25 protein-coding genes are annotated in these 25,631 nt (G+C 70.9%); 12 read left to right on the forward strand and 13 right to left on the reverse strand.

Annotation, left to right across the window (positions count from 1 at the left end; translation table 11 throughout):
• The first annotated feature begins 484 nt into the window (after positions 1-484).
• Positions 485-1,822, forward strand: coding sequence for an MATE family efflux transporter (locus H976_RS0108090; protein ID WP_036225236.1), 1,338 nt, complete (start codon positions 485-487; stop codon positions 1,820-1,822).
• Positions 1,823-1,831: 9 nt separating this feature from the next.
• Here H976_RS0108090 and H976_RS0108095 read toward each other — a convergent pair whose 3' ends face one another.
• A complete protein-coding gene (locus H976_RS0108095) occupies positions 1,832-2,539 on the reverse strand; it encodes an MBL fold metallo-hydrolase (protein WP_027861133.1) in 708 nt (235 codons plus the stop codon).
• On the opposite strand from H976_RS0108095, the gene H976_RS0108100 reads away from it, so the two are divergent.
• Positions 2,538-3,155, forward strand: coding sequence for a hypothetical protein (locus H976_RS0108100; RefSeq protein WP_155918068.1), 618 nt, complete (start codon positions 2,538-2,540; stop codon positions 3,153-3,155). The genes H976_RS0108095 and H976_RS0108100 overlap by 2 nt on opposite strands.
• Positions 3,156-3,240: 85 nt before the next feature.
• Here H976_RS0108100 and rplI read toward each other — a convergent pair whose 3' ends face one another.
• From rplI to H976_RS25220, 6 genes are all read right to left on the reverse strand, one after another.
• On the reverse strand, positions 3,241-3,684 hold the full coding sequence (gene rplI, locus H976_RS0108105) for a 50S ribosomal protein L9 (protein WP_027861135.1): 444 nt from the start codon (positions 3,682-3,684) through the stop codon (positions 3,241-3,243).
• A gap of 14 nt (positions 3,685-3,698) precedes the next feature.
• On the reverse strand, positions 3,699-3,935 hold the full coding sequence (gene rpsR, locus H976_RS0108110) for a 30S ribosomal protein S18 (RefSeq protein WP_027861136.1): 237 nt from the start codon (positions 3,933-3,935) through the stop codon (positions 3,699-3,701).
• Positions 3,936-4,030: 95 nt separating this feature from the next.
• Positions 4,031-4,663 (reverse strand): single-stranded DNA-binding protein, encoded by a 633-nt coding sequence (locus H976_RS0108115; RefSeq protein ID WP_027861137.1) that lies wholly within the window; start codon positions 4,661-4,663, stop codon positions 4,031-4,033.
• 47 nt (positions 4,664-4,710) lie between these two features.
• A complete protein-coding gene (rpsF, locus tag H976_RS0108120; protein ID WP_027861138.1) occupies positions 4,711-5,001 on the reverse strand; it encodes a 30S ribosomal protein S6 in 291 nt (96 codons plus the stop codon).
• A gap of 102 nt (positions 5,002-5,103) precedes the next feature.
• Entirely contained in the window at positions 5,104-5,574 is a 471-nt protein-coding gene (locus H976_RS0108125; protein WP_027861139.1) for a hypothetical protein, read from the reverse strand.
• Complete coding sequence (locus H976_RS25220) at positions 5,571-6,233, reverse strand: TetR/AcrR family transcriptional regulator (RefSeq protein ID WP_036225240.1); 663 nt, start codon at positions 6,231-6,233, stop codon at positions 5,571-5,573. The genes H976_RS0108125 and H976_RS25220 overlap by 4 nt, the downstream gene beginning before the upstream one ends.
• A gap of 114 nt (positions 6,234-6,347) precedes the next feature.
• Here H976_RS25220 and H976_RS0108135 point away from each other — a divergent pair, with 114 nt between their 5' ends.
• From H976_RS0108135 to H976_RS0108150, 4 genes are all read left to right on the forward strand, one after another.
• The gene (locus H976_RS0108135) at positions 6,348-7,151 is read left to right on the forward strand and encodes a deoxyribonuclease IV (protein ID WP_036225242.1); all 804 of its coding nucleotides are present in this window, start codon (positions 6,348-6,350) and stop codon (positions 7,149-7,151) included.
• Positions 7,152-7,243: 92 nt separating this feature from the next.
• Positions 7,244-7,969: a S9 family peptidase gene (locus H976_RS0108140; protein WP_036225245.1), complete on the forward strand. Its 726-nt coding sequence runs from the start codon at positions 7,244-7,246 to the stop codon at positions 7,967-7,969.
• Between the two features lie 34 nt (positions 7,970-8,003).
• Entirely contained in the window at positions 8,004-9,179 is a 1,176-nt protein-coding gene (locus H976_RS0108145; RefSeq protein ID WP_051276454.1) for a peptidoglycan bridge formation glycyltransferase FemA/FemB family protein, read from the forward strand.
• A gap of 9 nt (positions 9,180-9,188) precedes the next feature.
• A complete protein-coding gene (locus H976_RS0108150) occupies positions 9,189-10,256 on the forward strand; it encodes an alanine racemase (RefSeq protein WP_027861143.1) in 1,068 nt (355 codons plus the stop codon).
• On the opposite strand, the gene H976_RS25225 is transcribed toward H976_RS0108150, so the two are convergent.
• Together H976_RS25225 and H976_RS25230 are read right to left on the reverse strand one after the other, a co-directional pair.
• The gene (locus tag H976_RS25225) at positions 10,249-11,631 is read right to left on the reverse strand and encodes a glycosyltransferase family 87 protein (protein WP_231388829.1); all 1,383 of its coding nucleotides are present in this window, start codon (positions 11,629-11,631) and stop codon (positions 10,249-10,251) included. The genes H976_RS0108150 and H976_RS25225 overlap by 8 nt on opposite strands.
• Before the next feature lie 47 nt (positions 11,632-11,678).
• Positions 11,679-13,958 (reverse strand): transglycosylase domain-containing protein, encoded by a 2,280-nt coding sequence (locus H976_RS25230; protein ID WP_051276458.1) that lies wholly within the window; start codon positions 13,956-13,958, stop codon positions 11,679-11,681.
• 176 nt (positions 13,959-14,134) lie between these two features.
• Here H976_RS25230 and H976_RS25235 point away from each other — a divergent pair, with 176 nt between their 5' ends.
• The 4 genes from H976_RS25235 to H976_RS28630 all read left to right on the forward strand — a co-directional run bounded on the left by H976_RS25235 (position 14,135) and on the right by H976_RS28630 (position 17,547).
• Positions 14,135-14,791 (forward strand): PadR family transcriptional regulator, encoded by a 657-nt coding sequence (locus H976_RS25235; protein WP_081682748.1) that lies wholly within the window; start codon positions 14,135-14,137, stop codon positions 14,789-14,791.
• 8 nt (positions 14,792-14,799) lie between these two features.
• Positions 14,800-15,891 (forward strand): inositol-3-phosphate synthase, encoded by a 1,092-nt coding sequence (locus H976_RS0108170; RefSeq protein ID WP_027861144.1) that lies wholly within the window; start codon positions 14,800-14,802, stop codon positions 15,889-15,891.
• A 140-nt stretch (positions 15,892-16,031) separates the two neighbouring features.
• The gene (locus tag H976_RS0108175; RefSeq protein WP_155918070.1) at positions 16,032-16,928 is read left to right on the forward strand and encodes a hypothetical protein; all 897 of its coding nucleotides are present in this window, start codon (positions 16,032-16,034) and stop codon (positions 16,926-16,928) included.
• Between the two features lie 4 nt (positions 16,929-16,932).
• The gene (locus H976_RS28630; RefSeq protein WP_051276460.1) at positions 16,933-17,547 is read left to right on the forward strand and encodes a histidine phosphatase family protein; all 615 of its coding nucleotides are present in this window, start codon (positions 16,933-16,935) and stop codon (positions 17,545-17,547) included.
• Here H976_RS28630 and H976_RS0108185 read toward each other — a convergent pair.
• Genes H976_RS0108185 through H976_RS25245 form a run of 3 tightly spaced genes read right to left on the reverse strand, consistent with a single transcriptional unit; the run spans position 17,544 to position 19,809 of the window.
• Complete coding sequence (locus H976_RS0108185) at positions 17,544-18,023, reverse strand: SRPBCC family protein (protein ID WP_231388830.1); 480 nt, start codon at positions 18,021-18,023, stop codon at positions 17,544-17,546. The genes H976_RS28630 and H976_RS0108185 overlap by 4 nt on opposite strands.
• A gap of 32 nt (positions 18,024-18,055) precedes the next feature.
• On the reverse strand, positions 18,056-19,042 hold the full coding sequence (locus tag H976_RS0108190; RefSeq protein WP_027861147.1) for a 1-aminocyclopropane-1-carboxylate deaminase/D-cysteine desulfhydrase: 987 nt from the start codon (positions 19,040-19,042) through the stop codon (positions 18,056-18,058).
• 23 nt (positions 19,043-19,065) lie between these two features.
• Complete coding sequence (locus H976_RS25245; RefSeq protein WP_051276462.1) at positions 19,066-19,809, reverse strand: hemerythrin domain-containing protein; 744 nt, start codon at positions 19,807-19,809, stop codon at positions 19,066-19,068.
• Positions 19,810-19,916: 107 nt separating this feature from the next.
• Between H976_RS25245 and H976_RS0108200 the strand changes: the two genes are divergently transcribed.
• Positions 19,917-23,312, forward strand: coding sequence for a BREX system ATP-binding domain-containing protein (locus tag H976_RS0108200; RefSeq protein ID WP_027861148.1), 3,396 nt, complete (start codon positions 19,917-19,919; stop codon positions 23,310-23,312).
• Positions 23,313-23,332: 20 nt separating this feature from the next.
• Positions 23,333-24,031, forward strand: a complete 699-nt coding sequence (locus tag H976_RS0108205; RefSeq protein WP_036225249.1) for a Type 1 glutamine amidotransferase-like domain-containing protein — start codon at positions 23,333-23,335, stop codon at positions 24,029-24,031.
• 103 nt (positions 24,032-24,134) lie between these two features.
• On the opposite strand, the gene H976_RS0108210 is transcribed toward H976_RS0108205, so the two are convergent.
• The gene (locus H976_RS0108210) at positions 24,135-25,571 is read right to left on the reverse strand and encodes a CCA tRNA nucleotidyltransferase (protein WP_036225253.1); all 1,437 of its coding nucleotides are present in this window, start codon (positions 25,569-25,571) and stop codon (positions 24,135-24,137) included.
• Positions 25,572-25,631: the final 60 nt, after the last annotated feature.

A 25,631-nucleotide genomic window follows, 5' to 3' on the forward strand; every position in this document is an offset into this window, starting at 1 on the left:
CTGGCCCCTTCCCTCACATCCGTACCAGCAGGCTAGGACCCGCCACCCACAATTCCTGGCGCACCCAGCAGGCCACCCAGAAGTCACCCGGGGCGACGGTCGGGACCTGCCGTGGATCCGCCAGAACCGGTCCCGGGTGACCCCGATCGGCTGACACTAAGCGCGCCGAGGGGCGGTCACCAAGCCCTTCATCCACAGGCATCTGTGGATAACCCTGTTGATCGTGTGGAACACGCCGCCACCGAGGTGCGTGGCCTGTTGGCCGCCCTGTGGACACAGAAATACTTCTGTTCGACAAACCCCCTCTGACCTGCGGGTTTGTCGTTTCCCGGCCTGTGGAGGAAAGTTTTCCGGCCTGCTGGTATTCACCGGCTCGTCATCTGGGATCGCCGTGTTTGTTTGTCGACAAAGGCCGTCCGGCGAGGGATACCCACAACCAAACCCGGGTTTTGCACAGGTTTTGCTGGCGCCTAGCCTCACCTCCGTGATAGTGACCGGTCGCCCTGCAGGGGGTCGGCGGGCCCAGGACCGCGAGATCCTGCGCCTGGCGGTTCCCGCGTTCCTCGCCCTGGTCGCCGAGCCCCTGTTCCTGCTCGCCGACTCCGCGATCGTCGGTCACCTCGGCACGCCGCAGCTGGCGGCCCTCGGCATCGCCTCGGCCGTGCTCGGCACCCTGGTGAGTCTGTGCATCTTCCTCGCCTACGGCACCACGGCCTCCGTCGCCCGTCAGGTGGGTGCCGGCAACACCAGTGGCGCGCTCGCCCAGGGGGTCGACGGCCTGTGGCTGGCCACGCTGATCGGCGCCCTGGCGACACTCGTGGCGCTGCCCCTGACCGGGCCGCTCGTCGCGCTGTTCGGTCCGAGCGACCGGGTGGCCGAGCTGGCGGCGACGTACCTCCACCTGGCCCTGCTCGGCGCCGTGCCGCTCCTGCTGATGCTGGCCGCCACCGGCGTGCTGCGCGGCCTGCAGGACACCCGCACGCCGCTGGTGGTGGCGGTGGTGGGCAACCTCGCCAACATCGTGCTCAACCTGGTGCTCGTGTACGGCGTCGGCGGGCTCGACGGGCTGGGCATCGCCGGGTCGGCGCTCGGCACGCTCATCGCCCAGCTCGGCTCGGCGGCGGCCCTGGTCGCCGTGGTGGTCCGCGCGGCTCGCCGTGAACGGGCACCGTTGCGGCCGGACCTGCCCGGCATCCGGCAGGCGGGGCGGGCCGGCGTACCCCTGATCATGCGGACGCTGATGCTGCGCGCCTCCCTGCTCGTGATGACGTACGACGCCGCCACCCTCGGCGACGCCGACCTCGCCGCCATGCAGCTGGCCTTGACCATCTGGACCTTCCTCGCCTTCACCCTGGACGCGGTGGCGATCGCCGCGCAGGCGATCACCGGCCGCTACCTCGGGGCCGGCGATGCCCCAGGCACCCGCGCCGGGACCAGCCGGATGGAGCGCTGGGGGTGGCTCAGCGGCATCGTCACCGGGCTCGGTCTCGCCGCCCTGGCGCCGTTCCTCGGCCCGCTGTTCACCGGCGACCAGGTCGTGCAGGACCTCCTGGTGCCGGTGCTCCTCGTCGCCGCGGTCGCGCAGCCGGTGGCGGGCATCGTGTTCGTCCTCGACGGCGTGCTGATCGGAGCCGGCGACGCCGTCTACCTCGCCTGGGCGCAGCTGGCCACCCTGCTGCTGTTCGCTCCGGTGGCCTGGCTGGTCGGGGGCCAGGGCTTGGTCTGGCTGTGGGTGGCATTCGCGGTCTGCTTCATGGGCGGGCGCGCGGTGACGCTGATCCTGCGCGCTCGCGGCGACCGGTGGATGCGCCTGGGTGCGTGACCCGGGGAGCTAACGATGCTCCGCGAGGAACGTCCGGATCGCCTCACGCGGTCGGTCGGTGATCTCCGGGCCATGGGTGAACGCCGCGACGGCGTACTCCACCTCGCCGAGCTTGTGCGCCGTCTCCTTGGTCATCGCGAAGTCGGTGCACAGGAACTTCATCGGCCAGCGGCGCCCGAGCACGTTGAAGATCGCGTCGCCGGTGATCAGGGTCCCGGACTCCTCGTGGAGGTACGACGCGTGCCCCGGTGAGTGGCCCGGCGTGTGGATCACCCGGATGCCGCCGGCGAAGGGGACCACCTGGCCGTCGGCGAGCTCCTCGCCCACCGTCACGGGTGTCACCTTCGGGTCGGGGAACCGGCGGAACAGCCTCGCCAGGGCGATGTTCGGGTCGTGCGGCGGCTGGGTCCCGGAGCGGACGTATTCGGCATCGTCGGCGTGCACGTCCACCGGACGGCCGGTCTCCTGCGCGAGGTACGCCGCACCGCCGGCGTGGTCGGGATGGCAGTGGGTCAGCATCAGCCGCGTCACGTCGCTCGGGTCGGAACCGACCGAGCGCAGCGCGGCGATCACCTTCTTGCCGGAGGAGGCGACGCCCATGTCGATCAGCGTCACCTGGCCGTCGTCGTCGCGCAGCATGAAGCCGTTGACGTAGTCGCCGATCAGCGGGATCCGCCAGACCCCGGGCGCGAGCTGGACGGCAGGAGGCTTGGCCATGAACGCGGAGCCTACGCTTGCGGCCATGCGGCTGGGCTCACCACTTCAGAAGGTCGCCATGGGCATGGTGATCGTGGTGCTCTTCGCCTACTTCCCAGCCCGCCCGTCGCCGGACTGGCAGCACTACGACGCCCTCGCCGACCCGGTGGGCTGGCTGCTCGTGGTCCTCGGGATGGTGCCCCTCGCCCGGGCCGACGACGCCTTCGCCACCAGCCGCTGGCTGGCCGTCCTGGCCGGTGCCGTCAGCATCCCGATGTGGTTCCCCCAGCTCAACCACCGCCTCGACGCGTCGGGCGAGTGGTTCGCCTCGCTCCCGCAGATCGTGTTCTGCCTGCTGCTGTCGCGGGAGATCGGGCTGCTGGGTGCCGCGCAGACACCACGGGACCACTACGCCGCCAAGCGGTTCGGGCTGCTGGTGTGGGGGTTCGGGCTCGTCGCCGTACTCCCCGTGGTCACTCTCGGCGGCGGCGTCGACCAGCTCGCCGGCCCGACCCAGCTGGTCTCCCTGCTGGTCAGCGTGCTGTTCATCTACTCGCTCTTCCGGGTCCACCGGCGCGAGTGGCTCGGCGGCCCGGGACCACTGGAGATCCATCCGGCGCGGAAGGCGGCGCCGTGACGGTTTCACGACTCCGGTTGTGAAACTGGCGTGGTGCTCGGAAAGCTTCCCGAACACCACGCCAGTTCTTGTACGTCGATGCGCCTCAGGCGGAGACGACGTTGAGGTTGACCTGCGCCTCGACCTCGTCGTGCACCTTGACGGTGACCGTGTGCGCGCCGAGCGACTTGATCGGGTTGCCCAGCACGATGGTGCGCTTGTCGACCTCGGCGCCGGCCTCGGTGATCGCGGTCGCGATGTCGGCAGCGGTGACGGCGCCGAACAGGCGACCGCCCTCGCCCGCACGCACCTTGACGTTGAAGGTCGAGCCCTCGAGCTTGGCCTTCACCTCGGCGGCGTGGTCGGCGTCGCGCACCGAACGGGCGTCCCGCGACTTCTTGATCGAGTCGATGGTCTTCTCGCCACCGCGGGTCCAGCGGATGCCGAAGCCACGGGGGATGAGGTAGTTGCGGCCGTAGCCGTCCTTGACCTCGACCACGTCGCCGGCGCCACCGAGCCCGGTGACCTCCTGGGTCAGGATGAGCTTCATCTCGTCACCCCTTCTCAGCGAGCCGTGGACGTGTAGGGCAGCAGGGCGACCTCACGGGCGTTCTTCACGGCCGTGGCGACGTCGCGCTGGTGCTGCACGCAGTTGCCGGTGACCCGACGCGCGCGGATCTTGCCGCGGTCGGAGATGAACTTGCGGAGCAGGTTGGTGTCCTTGTAGTCGACACCGGTCGCCTTCTCCTTGCAGAACTGGCAAACCTTCTTCTTGGGCTTGCGGATGACTGCCTTTGCCATTGTGGTGCTCTCCTCTCAGAGCCCGGCTGTCGCCGGAATGACGGGCTGAATTGGTTGGGGGGTGATGGACTGTTCAGTTGTGTGCTTGCTGTGGATCAGAAGGGGGGCTCGTCGGAGCCGCCGCCGCTGGCCCACGGATCGTTCTGCTGAGCCGGCTGGCCGCCGCCCTGCGGAGCGCCACCCTGGTTGCCGCCCCAGGAGCCGCCCTGACCGCCGCCCTGCGGCTGGCCGCCGCCGGACTGGGCGGCACCGGACTGGCCACCGCCCTGGCCGCCGCCCTGGCCGCCGCCCTGAGCCGGGCTGGAGGCCCACGGGTCGTCCCCGCCGCCACCCTGGCTGCCGTAGCCGCCGCCTCCGCCGCTGCGCTGGACGCGCGCGACCTTGGCGGTGGCGTACTTCAGGCTGGGGCCGACCTCCTCGACGTCGAGCTCGACGACGGTGCGCTTCTCACCCTCGCGGGTCTCGTAGGACCGCTGCTTGAGCCGCCCCTGGACCACGACGCGCATGCCCTTCTGGAGCGACTCGGCGACGTTCTCCGCGGCCTGCCGCCACACCGAGCAGGACAGGAACAGCGCGTCGCCGTCCTTCCACTCGTTGGACTGCTTGTCGAAGGTCCGCGGCGTCGACGCGATCCGGAAGTTGGCCACGGCCGCACCCGAGGGGGTGAAGCGGAGCTCGGGGTCGTCGACGAGGTTGCCGACGACGGTGATGACTGTCTCGCCTGCCATGTGTGGGTCTCCCTGGTTCTGCCTGAGCTGGACGGACGCTTCTGGGGTCAGTGAGCGTCGGGACGGATGACCTTAGTGCGCAGCACCGACTCGTTCAGGGTGAGCTGACGGTCGAGCTCCTTGACGGTGGCAGGCTCGGCCTGCAGGTTCACGACGGCGTAGATGCCTTCGGCGTTCTTGTCGATCTCGTAGGCGAGACGACGGCGACCCCAGACCTCGACGTTGTCGACAGTGCCTCCGTCGTTGCGTACGACGTTGAGGTAGGCCTCGAGCGAGGGCTGAACGGTGCGCTCCTCGAGGTTGGGATCGAGGATGACCATGAGTTCATAGGTACGCATAGCGTTCTCCACCTCCTTCGGACTCAGGCGGCCACGGCGTTTCCGTGGCAGGAGGGCTGATGCGGTGTTGCAGCTCCCATCGGGGGAGCGCGACGCGCAAGGCTACCAACCGGGCGGCGTCCTCGCGAAATCGTCGTCCACAAGCTCCTTCGAGGATCGACGCCGTGCGCGGACCGCGGGCACCAGCGGGATCACCGCCGCCCGCCCTGCGGCGGTGGCGGACCCCAGGAGAAGCGTGAGGAACCATCCCTCCAGTGGCCCCGAACCCCGTTCGACGACCAGCTGCTGGAACGCCAGGCCGGTCAGCAAGCCGGCCAGGCCGGCCGCGAGCACGTGCACCCACTGCGCCCGCACGCCCCGACAGGCGAGGTGGACCAGCAGCACGCCGACCGGTGCGGTCGGGAATGCGAACAAGGTCACGTAGATCGTGCCGACCAGGAGCGCGGCCAGCGCCTGGCCGAGTCCCTCGGAGAGAATGCTGGCGGCGAGGGCGAGGATCGTCAGGCCCATGCTGACCAGCACCGCGACCACGTAGCCGTCCCACCCCGGTGTGTACGACGGGGCGCGGCTCACGACGGCCGCCGCTCGGGCACCACCACGTCGAGCACGGCGCCCAGCTGCTTGACCAGCGAGGACGCGCCCGGGAGACGCGCCACCCGGATCGCGCTGCCGAGCATGGCCACGGAGCGCTCGATGAGCTGGGTGGTGCGCTCCTGGGCGGGGCTGGTGTCGATCACCCAGTAGAGGGTCACGCTGAGGTGGGCCAGCCAGAGCATGTCGGGCAGGACCGGTGCCAGCTTGGGGGGTACGGCGGGCGAGGCACCCGCCACGACGTCGCGGTAGATCTGCATGGACAGCTCGCGCGCGCCGGCGGACTCCTCGCTGAACGGGCTCACCGTCGCCCCCGGGACGATCGCGGTGCCGACGAAGGCCGAGCCGAACCCGTGGTAGGGCGCCATCACCTCGATGCCGGCCCGCTCCACGGCGAGCAGCCGCTCGGTCAGGGAGCCGCCACCGGCGAGGACCTCGGCACTGCGCTCGCGATGGGCGACCTGGATGCGGCGGTAGAACTCCTGGACGAGCTGGTCCTTGCTGGCGAACCAGTAGTACGCATTGCTCGGGGCCACCCCGGCCTCGGTCGCGATTGCGCGCATCGTCGTTCCGGCGTACCCCCGCTGCTCGAAGAGCTTGATCGCGGTGTCGAGGATGTGCTGGCGGGTGTCAACCGGCATGGCGTGGTCCTTTGAACATGTTCAAATCCTAGTTGAACGTGTTCAAATCCGCCAGTCCCGACGAGCACCCCGGGCGCGGTGCCGCTTGTCAGGGGGGCCGCCTAGTCTGGGCGCATGGCCAGCAACATCGTCATCGGAGCCCACGTCGAGCAGACCGACCCCGTCGCCGAGGCGACGGCACGCGAGACCACCCTGGTGCAGTTCTTCCTGGGGGATCCGCAGGGCTACAAGGGGCCGGAGGTCCGCTACTCGGGCGGTCCCGAGGGGCTCAGGGCCGATGCCGAGAAGGCGGGGGTCGACCTCTACGTGCATGCGCCGTACATCGTCAACGTGGCGACCACCAACAACCGGATCCGCATCCCGAGCCGCAAGCTGCTCCAGCAGCACATGGACGCCGCCGCCTCGATCGGCGCCAAGGGCCTGATCGTGCACGGCGGCCACGTGAACAAGGACGACGACCCGGCGACCGGCTTCGACAACTGGCGCAAGGCGGTCGAGGCGACCGACATCAAGATCCCGCTGCTGATCGAGAACACGGCCGGTGGTGACAACGCCATGACCCGGCAACTCGACCGGATCGGCGGGGTGTGGGAGGCGATCTCCGCGGCCGAGGGCTTCGAGGACGTCGGCTTCGTGCTGGACACCTGCCACGCTTGGGCAGGTGGCATCGAGCTGGCCTCTGCGGTGGAGAAGGTGCGGTCGATCACCGGCCGCATCGACCTGGTGCACGCCAACGACAGCCGTGACGCCTTCGACTCCGGCGCCGACCGGCACGCCAACTTCGGCGCCGGGCAGCTCGACGCCGACGAGTTCGCCGGTGTCGTCCGCGACGCGGGCGCTCCGGTGGTCTGTGAGACGCCCGGCGGTGCCGAGGAGCACCGTGCCGACTTCGCGTGGCTGCGCGAGCACGGCGTCTGACGCTCACCCGTCGCGGCCTGCTGGCCGCGTCGGCGGGCGCGCTCGTCGCCGGTTGCGGCAGTGAGCCTCCACGTGCGACTGGGTCGAGACGCGTGCGGTACGGCGACGACCACGCCCACCAGTTCGCCGACCTGCGCCTGCCCGACGGCGACCCGCTCGGCACCCTGGTGCTGCTGCACGGTGGCTACTGGCGGCCGGGCTACGACCTGACCCAGCTCGACCCGATCGCCGAGGTGATGACGCGGGCCGGCTGGGCCACCTGGAACGTCGAGTACCGCCCCATCGGGGACGGCAGCGCGTGGCCCGACCCGATGAGCGACGTGGCGCTGGCCGTCGACCGGCTCCACCGCGAGCGCCTCGCCTCGGGTGTGGTCCTCCTCGGCCACTCCGCCGGCGGCCACCTCGCGGTGTGGGCGGCGTCGCGCACCGGGCACACGCCCGGCGGTGCGCCCCGGGTCCGGCCGGCGGGGGTCGTCTCGTTGTCGGGCGTGCTCGACCTCACCCGCGCGGCCGACGCACCCGGCTCGAGCGTCCCGGTCGACGAGTTCGCCGGCGGGGGGCCCGAGCAGCAGCCCGCGCGCTTCGCTGTGTCCGACCCCACCCTGCTGGTCCCGGCCACCTGCCCGGTGTGGGCCGTGCACGCCGCGGACGACCAGGTCGTCCCGCTCGTCCAGGCGACGTCGTACGTCGCCCGTGCCAGGGCAGCCGGGGCTCGCGCAGAGACGGTGAGCGTGCCCGGCGACCACTTCACGCTCATCGACCCTCAGGCACCTTCGTTCCCGACCATCCAGAAGCTGGTGACCCGCGCACGCGCCTGAAACCCGCGGGTAGGGCTCCCGTTAGGCTCGCGACGTGACCTCCCCAGTCGTCGACCCCGCTGCCGGTGCCCTCACCGTGCGCACGATCACGGCCGAGGAGCACCTCGCCTTCATCCGGTCGCTCACTGCTCGCGACGGCGGCTCGGCCAGCTTCCTGCAGACCCCGGCGTGGGCCGCGGTGAAGCCCGAGTGGACCGCCGAGTCGATCGGCTGGGTGGGCGGAGACGCGATCGTCGGCGCCGCGCTCGTGCTCTACCGCCAGCTCCCGCGGGTCAAGCGCTACCTCGCCTACCTGCCCGAGGGGCCGCTCGTCGACTGGTCCAGCGAGGACCTGCCGGCCTGGCTCGACCCGATGGCCGCCCACCTGAAGGCCAAGGGCGCCTTCGGCATCCGCATCGGACCACCGGTGGTCACGCGTCGCTGGAGCGCCGCCCAGATCAAGGAAGGCATCGCCGACGACGACGTGCACTCCCTGACCAGCCTGCCGCCGACCGAGCGCGACCAGGTCGGCGCCGGTGTCGTCTCCCAGCTCACCGAGGCAGGGTGGAGGCCGCAGTCGGTCGCGGGCGGGTTCGCTGCCGGCCAACCGCAGTACAACTTCTGGATCCCGCTCGTGGACCCAATGGGGAACCCCCGCTCGGAGGACGACGTCCTACGAGCCATGAACCAGCAGTGGCGTCGCAACATCAAGAAGGCCGCCAAGGCCGGCGTCGAGGTCGAGCACGGCACCCGCGCCGACCTCAAGGCCTTCCACGAGCTCTACGCCCACACCGCTACCCGCGACCACTTCACGCCGCGGCCGCTGAGCTACTTCGAGACCATGTTCGACGCCCTCGGCGCCGAGGAGCCGGACCGCATCCGCCTCTACCTCGCCCGACACGAGGGCGACCTCGTGGCGGCCACGATCTGGATCCGGGTCGGCGTACACACCTGGTACTCCTACGGCGCCTCCTCCACCGAGAAGCGCGACGTACGCGGTTCCAACGCCGTCCAGTGGCAGATGATCCGCGACTCGCTCGCGGCGGGGGCCCACGTCTACGACCTGCGCGGCATCACCGACACCCTCGACTCCGACGACAGCCACGTCGGGCTGATCCAGTTCAAGGTCGGCACCGGCGGCGAGGCCGTGGAGTACGCCGGGGAGTGGGACCTGCCCCTGAACAAGCCGATCTACAAGGCCTTCGACCTCTACATGAAGCGGCGGGGGTGACGGTGACTCGTGGCGCTGACCCTCCACGTCAACGGTGATCGTTGGCGGTCCCACCTGACCGACGTCCTGGCTCGCAACCCGGGGCTGGTCCCGGTCGTCAAGGGCAACGGCTACGGCTTCGGCCTGCACCGGCTCGCCCGCAAGGCCGCGTGGCTCGGTGTGGACACCCTCGCGGTCGGCACGTACGACGAGCTCGCCCAGGTCGACCGGCGCTACGACGGATCACTGCTCGTGCTCACGCCGTGGCGGCCGTTCGCCGGTGCGCCCGCCGATCCACGGGTGATCCACACCGTCGGCCGACTCGAGGACCTCGAGGCGCTCTCCGAGCAGGGCCGGTCGACCGGACAGCGTCCTCGCGTCGTCCTGGAGCGGATGACGTCGATGCTGCGGCACGGTTTCAGCGCCAAGGGCCTGCGCGAGGCCGGCCGCGCGACGGCCGACGGCCACGGCGTCGAGGTGGAGGGGGTGGCCCTGCACCTGCCGTTGGCCAAGATCTCCCACCTCAGCGAGGTGGACCGACTGATGACTGACGTCGTGGCGGCCGGCCTCGACAAGCGCGGCGAGGCCAGCCGCACCATCTGGGTCTCGCACCTGACCGACGCCGAGCTGGCCACCCTGGCGGCCCGCTACCCCGACTTCACCTTTCGCCCGCGCATCGGCACCTCCCTGTGGCTCGGCGACCGGGGGGCGCTGTCCGTCCGCTCGACCGTGCTCGACTCCCACCCGGTCGAGCGCGGCGACACCTACGGCTACCGCGGCCGGTCGGCCCCGCGGGCCGGCACCATCCTCGTGGTGTCGGGTGGCACCTCCCACGGCATCGGGCTCGAGGCTCCGACGGGTGACGCGACCCTGAAGGCCCGGGCCGCCTCCATCGCGCGCGGTGGCCTCGACGCGGCGGGATTCGTGCGGTCGCCGTACACCGTGGGTGGCAAGCAGCGGCTGTTCGCCGAGCCACCGCACATGCAGGCCTCGATGCTGTTCATCCCGGCCGGGTCCGCCGTACCGGCGGTCGGCGACGAGGTCGAGTGCCGCGTGCGGTTCACCGCAACGACCTTCGACGCCGTCGAGCTCAGCTGACCGCGAGCCGCCGGTCCTCGACCAGAGGCTGCTCCGCGACCACCGGATCGTGCTCGGGGCGTACGACGTCGCGCACCACCACCGCGACGAGGTAGAGCTGGGCCGCGACCCGCACCCAGATCGCGATGTCGTAGACCGGGGCTCCTCCGCCGACGGCCTCCTCCAGCCAGCCGCCGAGGTACATCCACACGGCGGCGAGGTAGACGAGCTCACCGGCCTGCCAGATCAGCAGGTCGCGCCACCGCGGCCGCGCGAGCACGGCGAGTGGCAGCAGCCAGAGCACGTACTGCGGCGAGTACACCTTGTTGACCAGCAGGAAACCGGCCACGACCAGGAACCCCAGCTGCGCCAGCCGCGGCGTACGCGGAGCGCGCAGGCCGAGCAGTGCCACCAGCACGCAGACGGCACCGAACAGGACCCACGACCACAGGTTGATGGTGTGCACCGAGAAGGTGTGCCCGTGGTGGGTCAGCGCGAGCCACACCGACCCGAGGTCGGCACCGCGCTCGGAGTTGAACGTCCAGAACTGCCTCCACTGGTCGGGGCCGCTCAGCCAGCCGGGGAGGTTCACCACCGCCCACGAGCCGGCGGCGGCCGCGGCCGCGACGAGGCCGTCGCGCAGCCGGCGTCGTCGCCAGGCCAGCACGAGGATCGGGCCGAGCAGGAACAGCGGGTAGAGCTTGGCGGCAGTGCCGAGACCGATCATCACGCCGGTCAGCACGGGTCGGTCGCGGGACCAGGCCCACAGCGCACCGGCCACGAACGCCACCGCCATCAGGTCCCAGTTGATCAGCCCGCTCATCAGCAGGACGGGCGAGAGCACGAACGGCAGCGCATCCCAGGGCCGTCGTGGATCCACTCCCGCCAGGAACCACGTCGCGAGCAGCCCGAACCCTCCCAGCACGATCGCGGTCACCAGGAAGTAGGTGTTGACCTCCCTGGGCATCCCCGGCAGGAACCACAACGAGCCCGGGTCCTGGTGGTGGCGCTCCGCGACCGGCGGGCCGGACGGGTCGACCTGGGTGATCTTCGCAGTCACCCAGGCGAGGTAGGAGATGCCGACGGGGTACTCCATCACCTCGTAGCGGCCGTGGCTGTCGGCGTAGGGCCACAGCCCCTCCACGAAGCCGCGGCCGGTGTAGAGGTAGGGGATGTCGGAGTAGCAGGCCTTGCCGTAGCGGGCCTCGTTGTTGGCCCAGTTGGTCTTCAGGCAGGGCTGGTGCTGCACCACCGAGAGCGCGAACACCACGGCGAACAGCGCCAGCAGGATCCGCACCGGCACCCACCAGCGGTGCGGGCGGGCGTGGCGCCCGAGCGGGCCACCCACGACCTCGCTCATCGAGCGCGCGAACGGGTCGGTGCGGGTGGGCGCCACGACGTCCCCTACCTGTACACCGGGCCGCGGCTCCGGCCCGACCTTGCTCATGGGGTCGTGCAGGTGGGGTCCGTCGGGTCGCACTGGCCGCCGCCGGTTCCGCCACCGGTGCCGCCGCCGTTACCGCCGCCGGTTCCGCCGCCGTTGCCGCCGCCGTTGCCGGGCTGGCTCGGCGGAGGCTGCGAGGGCGGCGGCGCCGGGGTGTTCTTCGGCGTCGGCTTGTTCTTCGGCTTGGGCTTGTTGGTCGGCTTCGGCGGCGGGGTGTACGGCGCGTGCCCGTCGGCCGGGGCCTCGCCGTCCACGAACGCTGCCGGTGGGAAGTCCTCGGGGTCGATGCCGGCCAGCACGCCCTCCATCAGGGCGGTCCACGTGCGGGTCGGGTAGTCAGCGCCGAAATAGCTGGGCATGTAGCCGTTCAGCGCACCGTTGCCCTTGCCGCGCACGTACATCACGGCGGTCGAGACCTGGGGGGTGTACCCGACGAACCACGACGAGGAGACGTCGCCGTCGTCGTTGGTGGCCGTTCCCGTCTTGCCGGCCGCCGGCCGATCGAGCGCCTGCGCGTTGGCGCCGGTGCCGGCCTTGACCACCTGCTGGAGCGCGTAGCTGACGTCGCGGTCGATGTCGTCCGGGAGCGCGCGGTCGGTCTTCCTCGGGGCGCGGTAGAGGACCTTGCCGTCGGAGGCGCGAGAGACCTTCTTGACCATGAACATGTCGTGGTGCACCCCGCCGTTCGCGATGGTCGCGTAGGCGTTGGCCATCGTGATCGGGCTGACCGTGGCGGACCCCAGCGCGATCGCGTTGTTGGCCTCGAGGCCGGGGGTGTTGCGCGGGATGCCCATGGCCACGGCCGTCTTGAGGATGTCCTCCGGTCCGTTGGGCAGCGACTCCGTCAGGTCGGAGTACGCCGTGTTGACCGACTCCTCGGTCGCGGTGAGCAGGCTGATCGCCGACCCGTAGTTGGTGCCGCCGCCCTCGCCCTCGTTGACGACCTTGCTGCCGTTCTCGAACGTGTACGGCGAGTTGCCGTCGAAGGTGTCCTTCAGGCTGAACCCGGCCTTCAGACCGGCCGCGAGCGCGAACGGCTTGAACGCCGAGCCGGGCGATCCGCCGAGCGCCGCCCAGTTCAGCTGGCTGTCGAGGTAGTCCTGGCCGGCGTAGAAGCCCATCAGGGCTCCGGTCTTGACGTTCACCGAGGCGGTGGCGACGTGGAGCTTGTTCAGCCCTTCGGGCCGCTGCGCGGCGACGGCGTCCTGGGCGGCCTTCATCGCCTTCTTGGTGAAGGTGGTCTCGACCCGGAGCCCACCGGACTCGATCTGGTTCTCGTCGAAGCCGAGGCGTTGCAGCTCCTTCTTCACCATGGTCAGCATGAAGCCGCGCTGTCCGCCGTACTGGTTGTCGGCCTTGGCCTTCGCGGTGGCCGGCAGCTTCCCGTAGTACTTGTCGGCCTCGGTGGCGTCGAGGTTGCCCATCGAGACCATGCCGCGCAGCACGTAGTCGTAGCGCTCGATGAGCGCGTCCCGGCCCGCGGCACCACGGTCGGGGCTGAGGTAGTTCGGTGAGTTCAGCACCGCCGCCAGCATGGCCGACTCGGGCACGGTCAGCTTCTTGGCCGGCTTGCCGAAGTAGGCGTTCGAGGCGGCCTGTACGCCGTAGGCGCCGCGCCCGAAGTAGATCGTGTTCAGGTAGCCCTCGAGGATGGTCGACTTCGACTTCTCCTGCTGCACCTTCAGCGAGAGGAACGCCTCCTTGACCTTGCGGGAGAGGGTGCGCTCCTGGCTGAGGTAGAGGATCTTCACGTACTGCTGGGTGATCGTGGAGGCGCCCTGGGTGGCGTTGCCCTTCGCGTTGGAGAACGCGGCCCGGAGGATGCCCTTCGGGTCGATGCCGCTGTTGGTGTAGAAGGTGCGGTCCTCCGCGGCGATCGCGGCGTTCTGCATCGACTGCGGGATGTCGGCGAGCGGGATCGACTCGCGGTTCTGCTCGGCGAACCGGCCGACCTTGGAGTGACCGCCCGAGTAGTAGACGTAGGTCGACTGGGCCTCGAAGGCCTTGTTGGCGTCAGGGATCTCGGTGTTCTGGTAGGCGAAGTAGAAGACGCCGATCAGCACGAGGAGGCCGGCGAGCCCGACGATCGTCAGCCAGGTCAGGACCTGCTTGAGACGGCGGTACCGGCCGCCCTTCTTCTTGCCGCTGCCGCCGCCCCCGGACCCGTTCGTGGCCTTGCGCGGCCCGCTGCCGGAACCTCCGGCGCCTGTCGTCGAGCCCTTTCCGGACCCTGACGTCGCCCTTTTGCCGGGCGAGGCGCTGCTGCGGTTGCCGCTCACGGATCACTCTTCCTGTCGGGTCACGGTGGTCTGCACCGAGGTTACGGGGTTGGTGAACGCCCGGAATGCGTCGTCCGCTGCGGGAGTGGCGATTCGCACACGATATATCGATGCGATAGGTTGAACCGATAGGAAGCCCCGCGACGGGCGAGGACCATCCAGGAAGCAGGCAACACGTGGCGAGCAAGGGGGCGACCCTCGAGCTGGCAGTCCTCGGACTGCTGCACGACTCCCCGCTGCACGGCTACGAGCTGCGCAAGCGGCTCAACCTGCTGCTCGGCTGGACCCGCCTCCTGTCCTACGGCTCGCTCTACCCGGCCCTCAAGCGCATGCTCCGCGCCGGGTTGGTCACCGAGGTCGCCACGGACTCACCCGGCGTGTCGCGCCGGCAGCGGATCGTCTACCAGATCACGGCCGCCGGGTCGGAGTACTTCGCCGGCAAGATCACCGACGTCGGCCCGTCCGCCTGGGAGGACGAGGATTTCAACATGAGGTTCGCGTTCTTCTCCCGCACCGACTCCGAGGTGCGCCTGCGCATCCTCGAGGGCCGGCGCTCGCGCCTCCAGGAGCGGCTCGACCGAGCCCGCACCAACCGGGGTCCCGCGGGCACCGACCGCTACATCAGTGAGCTGCAGCGCCACTCCATCGAGTCGGTGGAGCGGGAGGTCCGGTGGCTGACCGACCTCATCGCCGCAGAACGCGCCGGACCCGAGCCACGGCCCGGTGCCAGGTCGCCCCGGCCGGCGAAGACGCCGGCAACGCCGACACCAGCCAGTCGCACACCATCCAGTCGCACACCAGATCAGCGCACCCAGCACAAGAGCGTGAAGTGAGGGAAACCATGTCATCGGTTCGAGTAGCCATCGTGGGAGTCGGCAACTGCGCCAGCTCCCTGGTCCAGGGCGTCGAGTACTACAAGGACGCCGACCCGTCGGGGGCCGTACCCGGCCTGATGCACGTCACCTTCGGCGACTACCACGTCTCTGACGTCGAGTTCGTCGCTGCCTTCGACGTCGACGACAAGAAGGTCGGCAAGGACCTCTCCGAGGCCATCAACGCCTCGGAGAACAACACCATCAAGATCTGCGAGGTGCCGACCCTCGGCATCGAGGTCCAGCGCGGCCACACCCTCGACGGGCTCGGCAAGTACTACCGCGAGACGATCGAGGAGTCGGGGGCCGACCCGGTCGACATCGTCCGCGCGCTGCGCGAGTCCGAGGCCGACGTACTCGTCTCCTACCTGCCCGTGGGCTCGGAGGAGGCCGACAAGTTCTACGCCCAGTGCGCGATCGACGCCGGCGTGGCCTTCGTCAACGCGCTCCCGGTGTTCATCGCCTCCGACCCGGTGTGGGCCAAGAAGTTCGAGGACGCCGGCGTCCCGATCATCGGCGATGACATCAAGAGCCAGGTCGGCGCCACCATCACCCACCGCGTGATGGCTCGCCTGTTCGAGGACCGCGGCGTCACGCTGGACCGCACCTACCAGCTCAACGTCGGCGGCAACATGGACTTCAAGAACATGCTCGAGCGTGACCGCCTGGAGTCCAAGAAGGTCTCCAAGACCCAGTCCGTCACCTCGAACCTGACCGGCGCGCTGGCCAACAAGATCTCCGACCGCAACGTGCACATCGGCCCGTCCGACTACGTGCAGTGGCTCGACGACCGCAAGTGGGCCTACGTCCGCCTCGAGGGTCGTGCCTTCGGTGACGTGCCGCTGAACCTGGAGTACAAGCTCGAGGTATGGGACTCCCCCAACTCGGCCGGCATCATCATCGACGCGATCCGGGCGGCGAAGATCGCCAAGGACCGCGGCATCGGTGGCCCGATCCTCTCGGCGTCGTCCTACCTCATGAAGAGCCCGCCGGTGCAGCGCCCCGACGACGAGGGCCGCGACTCGGTCGAGGCCTTCATTCGCGGAGACGTCGAGCGCTGATCCACCTGTCCGGCGCGGTCACGACCTGGTTCGTGGCCGCGCCGGTCTTTTGTGCATTTGTGCGCTGATAATGCACAGACACGAAATTTGAACCCGATCGGGTCATCGACAACGGTCGGTGGGGTTCCTAGGGTTCGGCCATGAGCGAAGGCACGCCTCCTCCTCCACCCCCTCCTGAGAACCCGGAAGGCGGAGCGCCTCCGCCGTACGGCCAGACACCACCGCCTCCACCGGGCGGCGGCTACGGCGCCGCGCCACCGCCTCCACCACCCGGCGGACCCGGTGGGTACGGCGCCGCCCCGCCACCTCCTCCCGCGCCACCGCTCGGCAGCGGGGACTACAGCCCCACCGACGCGTTCAGCTACGGATGGGCCAAGTTCAAGGCCAAGCCGGGCGAGCTGCTCGTCCCGATGCTCGTGGTCCTCGTCATCGTCATCGTGCTCGAGGTGATCGTGCAGATCATCCTGCGAGCGTCCCTGCTCGGGACCCACGACTGCACGAAGACGGTCCTCGGCACCACGGTGCAGACGCAGTGCGGGCCCAGCTTCTTCGTCTCGTTGCTCGGCGCCGGCCTGGCCGGGCTCGTCATCAGCCTGATCACCCAGGCACTGGGCGCCGGCCTGATCAAGAACGCGCTGCACATCGCCGACGGCCAGCCGGCCTCGATGGGCGAGATCGGGAAGTACGCCGGCAACGGCAAGGTGATCACCGCTGCGCTGATCGTCTCGGTGGCGACCTTCATCGGGACACTGCTGTGCTACCTGCCCGGGATCATCGTCGGCTTCTTGCTGAACTGGACGATGTTCTACGTCGTCGACCAGGGCATGGAGCCGATGGATGCAGTCAAGGCCAGCGTGAAGTTCGCCGTCGACAACCTCGGCAACACGGTCGTCTTCTACCTGCTGGGCATCGTGGCCTTCGTCGTGGGTGCCATCCTCTGCCTGGTCGGACTCCTTGTTGCAGCCCCGGTCGTGCTGATCGGTGCGGCGTACACCTTCCGCAAGCTCAACGGGCAGCAGGTGTCGCCCGTAGCCTGAGCGAGTGTCCGACCTGCACTGCCCCGCGACGCTCGTCGTCGCACGTCATGCGAAAGCCGCCTTCGTCGAGACCTGGTTCTCCGACGAAGGCGGCTCGCTGACGTCTGAGGGCAGGACGCAGGCAGCTGCGCTGGCCGATTCGCTGCACGGGCGCCGGGTGGCCGCGGTCTGGTGCAGCGACGCCTCCCGGTCCGTGCAGACCGCGGAGATCGCCGCGGCTCGTCTCGGCGTCGCCGTGACGGCACGCAAGTCCCTGCGCGAGGTCTTCATCGGCGACCTGATGGGCCAGTCGTTCGACTACAGCCGGATCGAGGCCGTCTGCGAGCAGTGGTACGCCGGGTCGCTGGACGCACGCTTCGAGCACGGCGAGTCAGGCGCCGACGTGGTGGCCCGGCACCGTGCGGAGCTCGAGGAGATCGCTGACCTCCACCGGGGCGAGACAGTGCTCGTGATCGGCCACCAGACCGCGCTCGGCCTCGTCGTACCCACCCTGGTGCCGGGCCTGAGCTTCGACTGGACGCGCAGCCACGAGCTCGCGAACACCGAGTCGATCGAGCTCGAGCACGACGCCGACGGCTGGGTGCTGCGCCGCTGGGGCGGGCTGGAGCTCGGGCGCTAGGCGGCCGCGCGGCCCTCGGCCTCGGCCTTGATCCGCGCCAGGGTCTGGGTCATGCCCTGCTCGAGCCCGGCGGTGAAGTCGTCGACGCCGCCGAGCACGGCGTTGGTGAGCCTGACCGAGAGGTCGGAGATACCCTTGGGCGCCTCGCGCCGCTGCACGAGCCGGGTGCCGCCGTCGGTGGTCGGGACCAGCGTGAAGCTCCAGACCGTCCAGTTCTCCCGGATCTTGAAGGCGACCTTCTGCTCGGGCACGAACTCGGTGACCATCGCCTGGGTCGGCCAGACCAGCAGACCCTGCCGGTTGATGTTGATCAGCTTGGCGCCCTCCTGCATGACGCCGCCCCGGACGACGGTCTTGCGGCACTGGGGGCTCCAGCGCGACATGTTGCGCAGGTCCGAGACCAGCTCCCACACCGCAGCAGGAGGCGCAGCGATCTCGGTGGAGACCTCGATGGGCGCGACATCGGTCAAGGGCACGGGCTTCTCCTGGCGGTCGGCAGCCGACGCGGTCAGCGCGGGCCGTGGGTGTTGAGCCAGAGGATAGGTTCCGGCATCTCCGACCTTCCGCCCACGTCTCGCATCGCGGCCAACGACTTCCCCGTGTAGACCGGTTCGAGGAGGAGTTGGTCACGTTCGGCCGCCGCGACGGCCTCCATCGAGGCGGGAGTGGGGTCCCCGTAGGTCTGGCCGAGCCAGTCCGTGCGCATCGTCACGTTGACGGACTCCAGGGGTCCCAGGTCGATCGACGCACCGCGCTCGCGCAGCAGGTCGGCGGTGCGGTTGGCGAGGCCGACGATCACCGGTGCGTCGAGCGGGAAGGAGTCGTTGACGACCACTCCGAAGACCCGGGTGCGCAGTCCGGCCAGCCGCAGTCCCAGGGCCAGACCTGCTGCCGTGCCGCCGGACCCGACGGCGGTCACGACGCTGGCCGGCTCGGGGAGGAGCCCGGCGCGGACCTGGCCGGCGATCTCGAGCGCCGCGTCCACGTACGCCGTAGCCCCGAACGGGTTGGAGCCGCCGGCCGGGAGGTACCACGGCATCCGCCGGTCGCGGAGGGTCGTCCTCGCCACCAGCCAGGGTGCGGCCAGCTTGAGGCGGCGCTGGTCGCGGTAGCGGTGCAGCTCGGCGCCGCTCGCCTGGAGCCGCGCGAGCTGCTCGCGCACGTGGTCGTCGATCGGCTGGTCGACCAGGCCGAGCAAGGTGCGCAGACCGTGCTCGCGTCCGTAGAGCGCGGCCGCCAGCCCCCAGTGGGTGCCGATGCCGCCCACCGTGAAGAGGGTGCGTACGCCGCGCCGGTGGGCCTCCGGGATGATCCACTCCAGCTTGCGGACCTTGTTGCCGCCCCAGCCGCCGTCACCGAACCGGCTCTCGTCCTTGAGCCACACCTCGACACCCGGCACCAGGTCGGCCTCGAGACGGCGCACCGGCGTGGGGGTGCTGCCCAACGGCAGGTGCTCGAGCGTCAGCCCGGGCAGGTGGTCGTGCAACAGAGCCATGCGCCCATCCTGCCCGGGCCTGGTCACACGTAGCGGAACGCCAGGCGCTCACGCCGCTCGAAGCGGCCCCGCAGCATCCGATGGACGAGGCCGTAGCCGGGAGGAGTCTGCGCCAGGAGCCGTTGCCGGCCCTCCTCGGGCAGCTCGTGCAGCGCCCAGCACATGACGAAGGGGACCACCCGGAGCGGGTAGGCCTGGGCGACCGCCTCCTCGAAGCTCTGGTTCTCCTCCACGCTCAGCGTGCGTTGCAACATGGGCAGTGCCTGACCCTCCTCGTGGGCGAGGTGCTCCTGGAGGCTGTCGTGCACCGCCGCGAGGCGGATGTCGAGGGCGTTGCGGTGGTCGGCGCACGGGTGTGCGCACATCTCGTCGAAGGCGGCTCGTACGGCGGCCAGCGCAGGATCGATGACCTCGTGCTCGGCCTCCATGTCCTCCAGGAGGGTGACGTCCTGTGCCTGTCCACGCGCCTCGGCGTGCCGGCGCAGCGCCGGCCACAGGTGCTCGTCCTCGACGCTGTGGTGGTGGTGCAGCACGTCGGCGAACTTCGCCCACCGCTCGCGCAGGGCCGCCCACACCTCGACCTCGGAGACCGGCGTGTGCTCGACGGCGGCGACGAGGTTGTGCAGGTCGCGGCGGAAGGCGAAGTGCATGACGTACATGCCGGTCTGGTCGTGCGGACCCTCGGCGGTGTGGCTCTGGCCCGGGAAGGTCAGCTGCTGTGGCCAGGTGGCGGGATCGTCGGTGACGGCGGTGGTCCTGTGGCTCATGTCGGGCTCCTTCTCGTGGTGGCCCCCACGTTCCCGCCCGGCTCTTGGGACGGGCTGGAGCGTGACTTGGGCCACGAGGACGCCCTCGTCCGACTACGGTTTGGCCCGTGTGGGTGCGCGTCCTCGGTCCCAGCCAGGTGGCGCTCGGTGACGATCCGGCGAGCGTCACCGGCCTCGGCGCGCGCAAGCCCCGGTCGGTGGTGGCCGCGCTCGCCCTCCGCCTGGGCAGTGACGTCTCCCCGGACCTGCTCGTGGACCTCGTCTGGGGCGCGGAGCCACCACGGGGTGCCCACGGGACGCTGCACTCCTACCTCTCCGGCGTACGACGGGTGCTCGAGCCCGGCCTCGGTCCCCGCCAGAAGCCGACCGTGCTGCTGACCAGCGACCACGGGTACCGGCTGGACCTCCCCCGGCACCAGATCGACGCCCACCGCTTCGCCGACGAGGTGCGTGCGTCCCGCCGCGTGCTGGCCCCGCTCGCGACGCAGTTCTCGACCGGGCCGGCAACGGACTGGCCGGACCGGGCCGCGGTCTCCGACCACGTCGACCGCCTCGAGGGGCTCCTCGGCCTGTGGAGCGGCGAGGCGTACGCCGACCTGCCGGACCACCCCGACGTGGTCCTGGAGCGATCCTCGCTCGACCAGCTGCGCCGCGGCGCCGAGGAGGACCGCGTGCTCGGCCTGCTCGCCCTCGGCGACCACGCCGTCGTCGTCGCGGCCACCGAGCAGGCGACCGCCAGGTACCCGCTCCAGGAACGGGTCTGGGCGCTGCACGCGCTGGCCCTGGCCCGCTCGGGGCGTCAGGCCGACGCGTTGGCGGCGCTGCGCCGGATCCGGCGGACCCTGGCCGACGAGCTGGGACTCGACCCGGGCCAGGAGCTGCGCGACCTCGAACAGGCCGTGCTGGCCCAGGACCCCGTCCTCCAGCAGTGGCTGCGGCCGGAGGCCGTCCCCGCGGCCGCCTCGGCATCTGCGCCAGCCGTGGGCGTCGCTGTCCGGACCGGGTGGGACACGGTGGGGCGAGACCGCGAGCTGGCCGAGCTGGGCACGGTCCTCGACCGGGCAGCGGCCGGCGAACCCGCCTTCTCCCTGCTCGTCGGCGAGCCCGGCATCGGCAAGTCCCGGCTCGCCGAGGCCACCCAGGAGACCGCTGCGGCGCGGGGGTTCGTGGTGGCGACCGGCCGGTGCGCCCAGGACGACGGTGCCCCGCCGCTGTGGCCGTGGAGCCAGGCCCTCGACGACCTCGGCCGGCACGACGGCCGGGTCCTCGACGTCGAGCTCGAACGGCTCCTCTCCGCCGAGGCCGCCGACCCGGGAGGCGACGAGCGCCAAGGCTTCCGGGCATGGGAGAGCATCGCCCGCGAGGTGCTGACCCGCTCGGAGGGGCAGCCGCTGCTCCTGGTCCTGGAGGACCTGCACTGGGCCGACACCGGCAGCCTGCGGGTGCTGCGGCGCCTGATCGCCTCCAGCGCCTCGGGGCAGCGGCTCGCGGTGTTGCTCACCAGACGGCCGTTCCCCGAGCCCACCGGGTCGCTGGCCGACGTCGGCGAGGAGCTGGCGCGCCACCACGTGACCCGGGTCGACCTCACCGGACTCGACGAGGAAGCCACGCAGGCCCTGGTGAGCGAGCTGGCCGGCGACACCGACGAGGACGTGGTGACCCACTGGCACGCCCGCTCCGAGGGCAATCCGTTCTTCGTCATCGAGCTCGCCCGCCTCGGCGGCGGCACCGATGCCGTACCCGCCACCGTGCGCGACGTGGTCACCCGCCGGCTCGAGGGACTGCCCGAGGAGACCCGCGCGGCCCTGCTGCTGGCGGCCGTGCTGGGACGCGTGTGCTCGCTCGACGTGCTGGCCGCGATCGCGGGTCAGGAGCCGGACCAGGTCGACGAAGCCCTGGCGCCCGCCCGCGAGGCCGGACTGGTCCGCGAGCCCGGGGCCGGTGTCCTCGCCTTCGCGCACGCCCTCACCCGGGACGCAGTCGCGGCCACCGCCACGGCCACCGGCCTCGCCCGCCAGCACGCGCGAGTGGCTCATGCCCTCTCCGACGGTGCTGAGCTGGCAGCGTTGGTGCCGCCCGAGGAGCGGGTGGCCGAACTGGCCCGGCACTGGCTGGCCGCCGGACCGTCGTACGCCGGACGCGCCTGGCGGGCCGCCGTCGACGCGGCCGCCCAGGCCCGCCGTTCCTTCTCCTGGGTCGAGGCGGCCAACCTGATGTCGGCCGCGATCGAGGCCCATCGCCGCGACCCGTCGGGTACTCCGGAGGAGCGCATCGACCTGCTGCTGACCCTGGCCCGCGACTTCCGCCCCAACGCGGAGTGGAACCAGGTGCTGCCCGCTGCCGCGGAAGCAGTCTCCCTGGCCCGGCGCAGCGGCGACCTCGAGCGCCTGACCGCCGCGGCCTCCGCGGCGAGCGACAACCTGGTCTGGCTCTCCCAGCAGTGGAACGAGGTGCTCGAGGACCTGGTCGACGACCTGCGCTGGGGTCTCGCGCAGGTGCCCCCGGGCGACTCTCCGCAGCGCTGCCGGCTGATGCTCGCGCTGGCGATGCAGCTCTACTACGACCCGTCCGCCCGCGCCGAGACCATCGCCCTGGCCGACGAGGGGCACGCCATGGCCCGACGCATCGACGACGCAGAGCTGCGCTGGTGGGCCTGCCACACCGCGTGGAAGGCGCTGTGGTCACCGACGCACCTCGAGCGTCGTGTCGAGCTCGGACGCGAGGGCCTGGCGGCCGCCCGGGCGTCGGGGGACGAGGACTCCCTGGCGATCGCCCATCTCCTGGTGGCGGCCACGGCGCTCGAGTCCGGCGACCGCGCGACCTTCCTGGACCAGCTGGACCAGGGCGAGCGGGCGGCCCGGCGGCGCCGGAACTCCTATGCCCTGATGGCTGTCGCGTGGGTGCACATGAGCCTGGCCGCGATGGCCGCCGATGATGCGGCCGCCGCCCGCTACGTGGCCGACGTCGTCGAGTACCGGCCCCGGCTGAACCCGGTGATGGAGACCGTGCAGGTCGCGGCCGCCCAGCTGATCGCGAACCTCTGGAACGGCCAGATCAGCGCGATGGTCGAGCCACTCGTCGTCGGCGGGTTCCTCGGCGGGGACGACATGAGCCGCGGCATCGCCACCCTCGGCCTCGCGCGCGGCGACCGGCGCGACCTGCTGCGCGGCCTGCTCGACGACCCGCCGCGGTACGCCGTAGAGACCTGGGCCTCGACCGACACCTGGTGCGGGCAGGCCGAGGCGGCGGCGGTGGCCGGCGACATCGCGCTCGCCGAGGAGGTGGCCGGCCACCTGCGCCCCCTCTCCGGTCGACTCTCCATGAGCGGGATCTCCGTGGTCATGGGGCCGGTGGACGGCTACCTCTCACTCGCGCTGGTCGGCTGCGGCCAGGTAGCCGAGGCGAGCGCCGCGGCCGACCGGGCGCTCGCCCAGGCCGCGGAGTGGCAGCTGCCGGCGTACGCCGCGTGGCTCGAGGCGCGGCGCCAGCAGCTCGGGTTCTGAGAGCGAATAGTGTCGGTGGGATGAACGTCTTCCTGATCGGCGGGGGCTGGTCCGACGAACGCGCGACGGACATGTTCGGTGGGTTCATAGCCGCGGCGGCAGCTCGCGTCGAAGGTCGGCTGCCTCGGGTCGCGCTGGTCGTGATGGGCACCGACGAGGAGTCGCTGGAGTACCACGAGAAGTACGTCCACGCCCTCGGCCTGGTCCAGGGCCACGAGCTGCTGATCGCGCTGGTGGCCGAGGGCGATGCGCTCGACCCGGCCGTGCTCGACGACATCGACGGCTTGTTCGTCGGAGGCGGACCGACTCCCGAGTACCACGCCTCGCTGTCCCCGTCGTACGACGTGATCAGGGAGCTGGTCGCCGACGGGGTGCCCTACGCCGGCTTCTCCGCGGGTGCAGCCATCGCCGCCACCACCGCCATCGTCGGCGGCTGGAGGATCGACGGCACGCCCGTGTGTCCCGAGGACAGCAACGAGGAGCTCGACCCCGTGACCGTCGTGGACGGAATCGGCCTGGTCGGCGGAGCCGTCGACGTGCACGCCTCCCAGTGGGGCAACCTCTCCCGCCTCGTGGCGGCGGTCGAGGCCGGGCTGGTCCCGCACGGCGTGGCGATCGACGAGTGCACGACGCTCGGTCCCGGCGGCAGCGTCGCCGGTGCCGGACGCGCCTGGCGGGTCAGCCCGGCACCCGACGGCGTCGTGGTCAGCCGGTCCTAGATGGGTAGGTCCAGGGGGTGTGCAAGCGAGCGCCGCTCAATGCGTGCGTTCGCTCTTCCGGGTGCGTAGTGAGTGGGGCGCAGCGTGCTCCCCCTGGACCTGGTCATCTTGCGGCGGACCAGTCGAGCAGCGCCCGGGTGGCGTCCTCCTCGCTCATCGGGCCGTTGTCGAGACGCAGCTCGAGCAGGAACCGGTAGGCCTCGCCGACCTCACGCCCCGGACCGATCCCGAGGATCTCCATGATCTGGTTGCCGTCGAGGTCGGGGCGGATCGAGGCGAGCTCCTCGGCCTCCGAGAGCCGGGCGATGCGCTCCTCGAGGTCGTCGTAGGTACGTCGCAGCCGGTCGGCCTTGCGCTGGTTGCGGGTGGTGCAGTCCGCCCTGGTCAGGATGTGCAGCCGCTCGAGCTGGTCGCCGGCATCGCGCACGTAGCGGCGTACGGCGGAGTCGGTCCACTCCCCGGAGCCGTAGCCGTGGAAACGCAGGTGCAGCTCGACCAGCATGCTCACCGCGTCGATCTGGTCCTTGGGGAACTTCAGCGCCTGCATCCGCTTGCGCGTCAGCTTGGCCCCGACCACGTCGTGGTGGTGGAAGGTGACCACGCCGTCGTCGGCGAAGCGGCGGGTGCGCGGCTTGCCGACGTCGTGCATCAGGGCTGCGAACCGCGAGACGAAGTCGGGTCCGCCGCCGAGGCGGTCCTCGAGGTCGATGGACTGCTCGAGCACCGTCAGGGTGTGCTCGTAGACGTCCTTGTGGCGGAAGTGCTCGTCGCGCTCCAGCGCCAGGGCTGGCAGCTCGGGAAGCACCTGCTCGGCCAGTCCGGTCTCCACGAGCAGGCGCAGCCCGCGAACAGGGTCGGGCGCGACCAGCAGCTTGACCAGCTCGTCGCGGACGCGTTCGGCGGACACGATGCTGATCCGCTCGGCCATGCCGGTCATCGCCGCCACCACCTCGGGGGCCACCGTGAAGCCGAGCTGCGCCGCGAATCGGGCAGCGCGCATCATCCGCAGCGGGTCGTCGGAGAACGAGTCCTCCGGCCGCCCGGGCGTGCGCAGCACCCGGTGAGCGAGGTCCACCACGCCGGTGAACGGGTCCTCGAGCCGCTGCTCGGGCAGCACCAGCGCCATCGAGTTCACCGTGAAGTCGCGCCGGGCGAGGTCGCCGACCAGCGAGTCGCCGTACTGGACGGCCGGCTTGCGGCTCTCCGGGTCGTAGGCCTCGGAGCGGTACGTCGTGATCTCGACCTGCCACTCGCCCCGGCGGCAGCCGATCGTGCCGAACTCGCGACCGATGTCCCAGATGGCCTCGGCCCACCCCTTGAGCAGGCGCTCGGTGACCTCGGGACGGGCCGAGGTGGTGAAGTCGAGGTCGTTGTGCAGCCGCCCCAGCATCGCGTCGCGCACCGGCCCCCCGACCAGCGCGATCTCCTCGCCGGCAGCGGCGAAGCGCCGGCCCAGCTCCTCGGTGACCGGAGCGATCCGGGCCAGCTCCGCGACCACGCGCGCCTGGACGTCGGTGATCAGCAGGGGCTCTTCGGACACGGGAGACAACTCTAGTGGCGGGCGGGGGCTCAGCCCGCCCCGGTGGCCCGGCCCGGCCTC

Source organism: Marmoricola sp. URHB0036, assembly GCF_000426045.1.
Lineage (GTDB): Bacteria > Actinomycetota > Actinomycetes > Propionibacteriales > Nocardioidaceae > Marmoricola.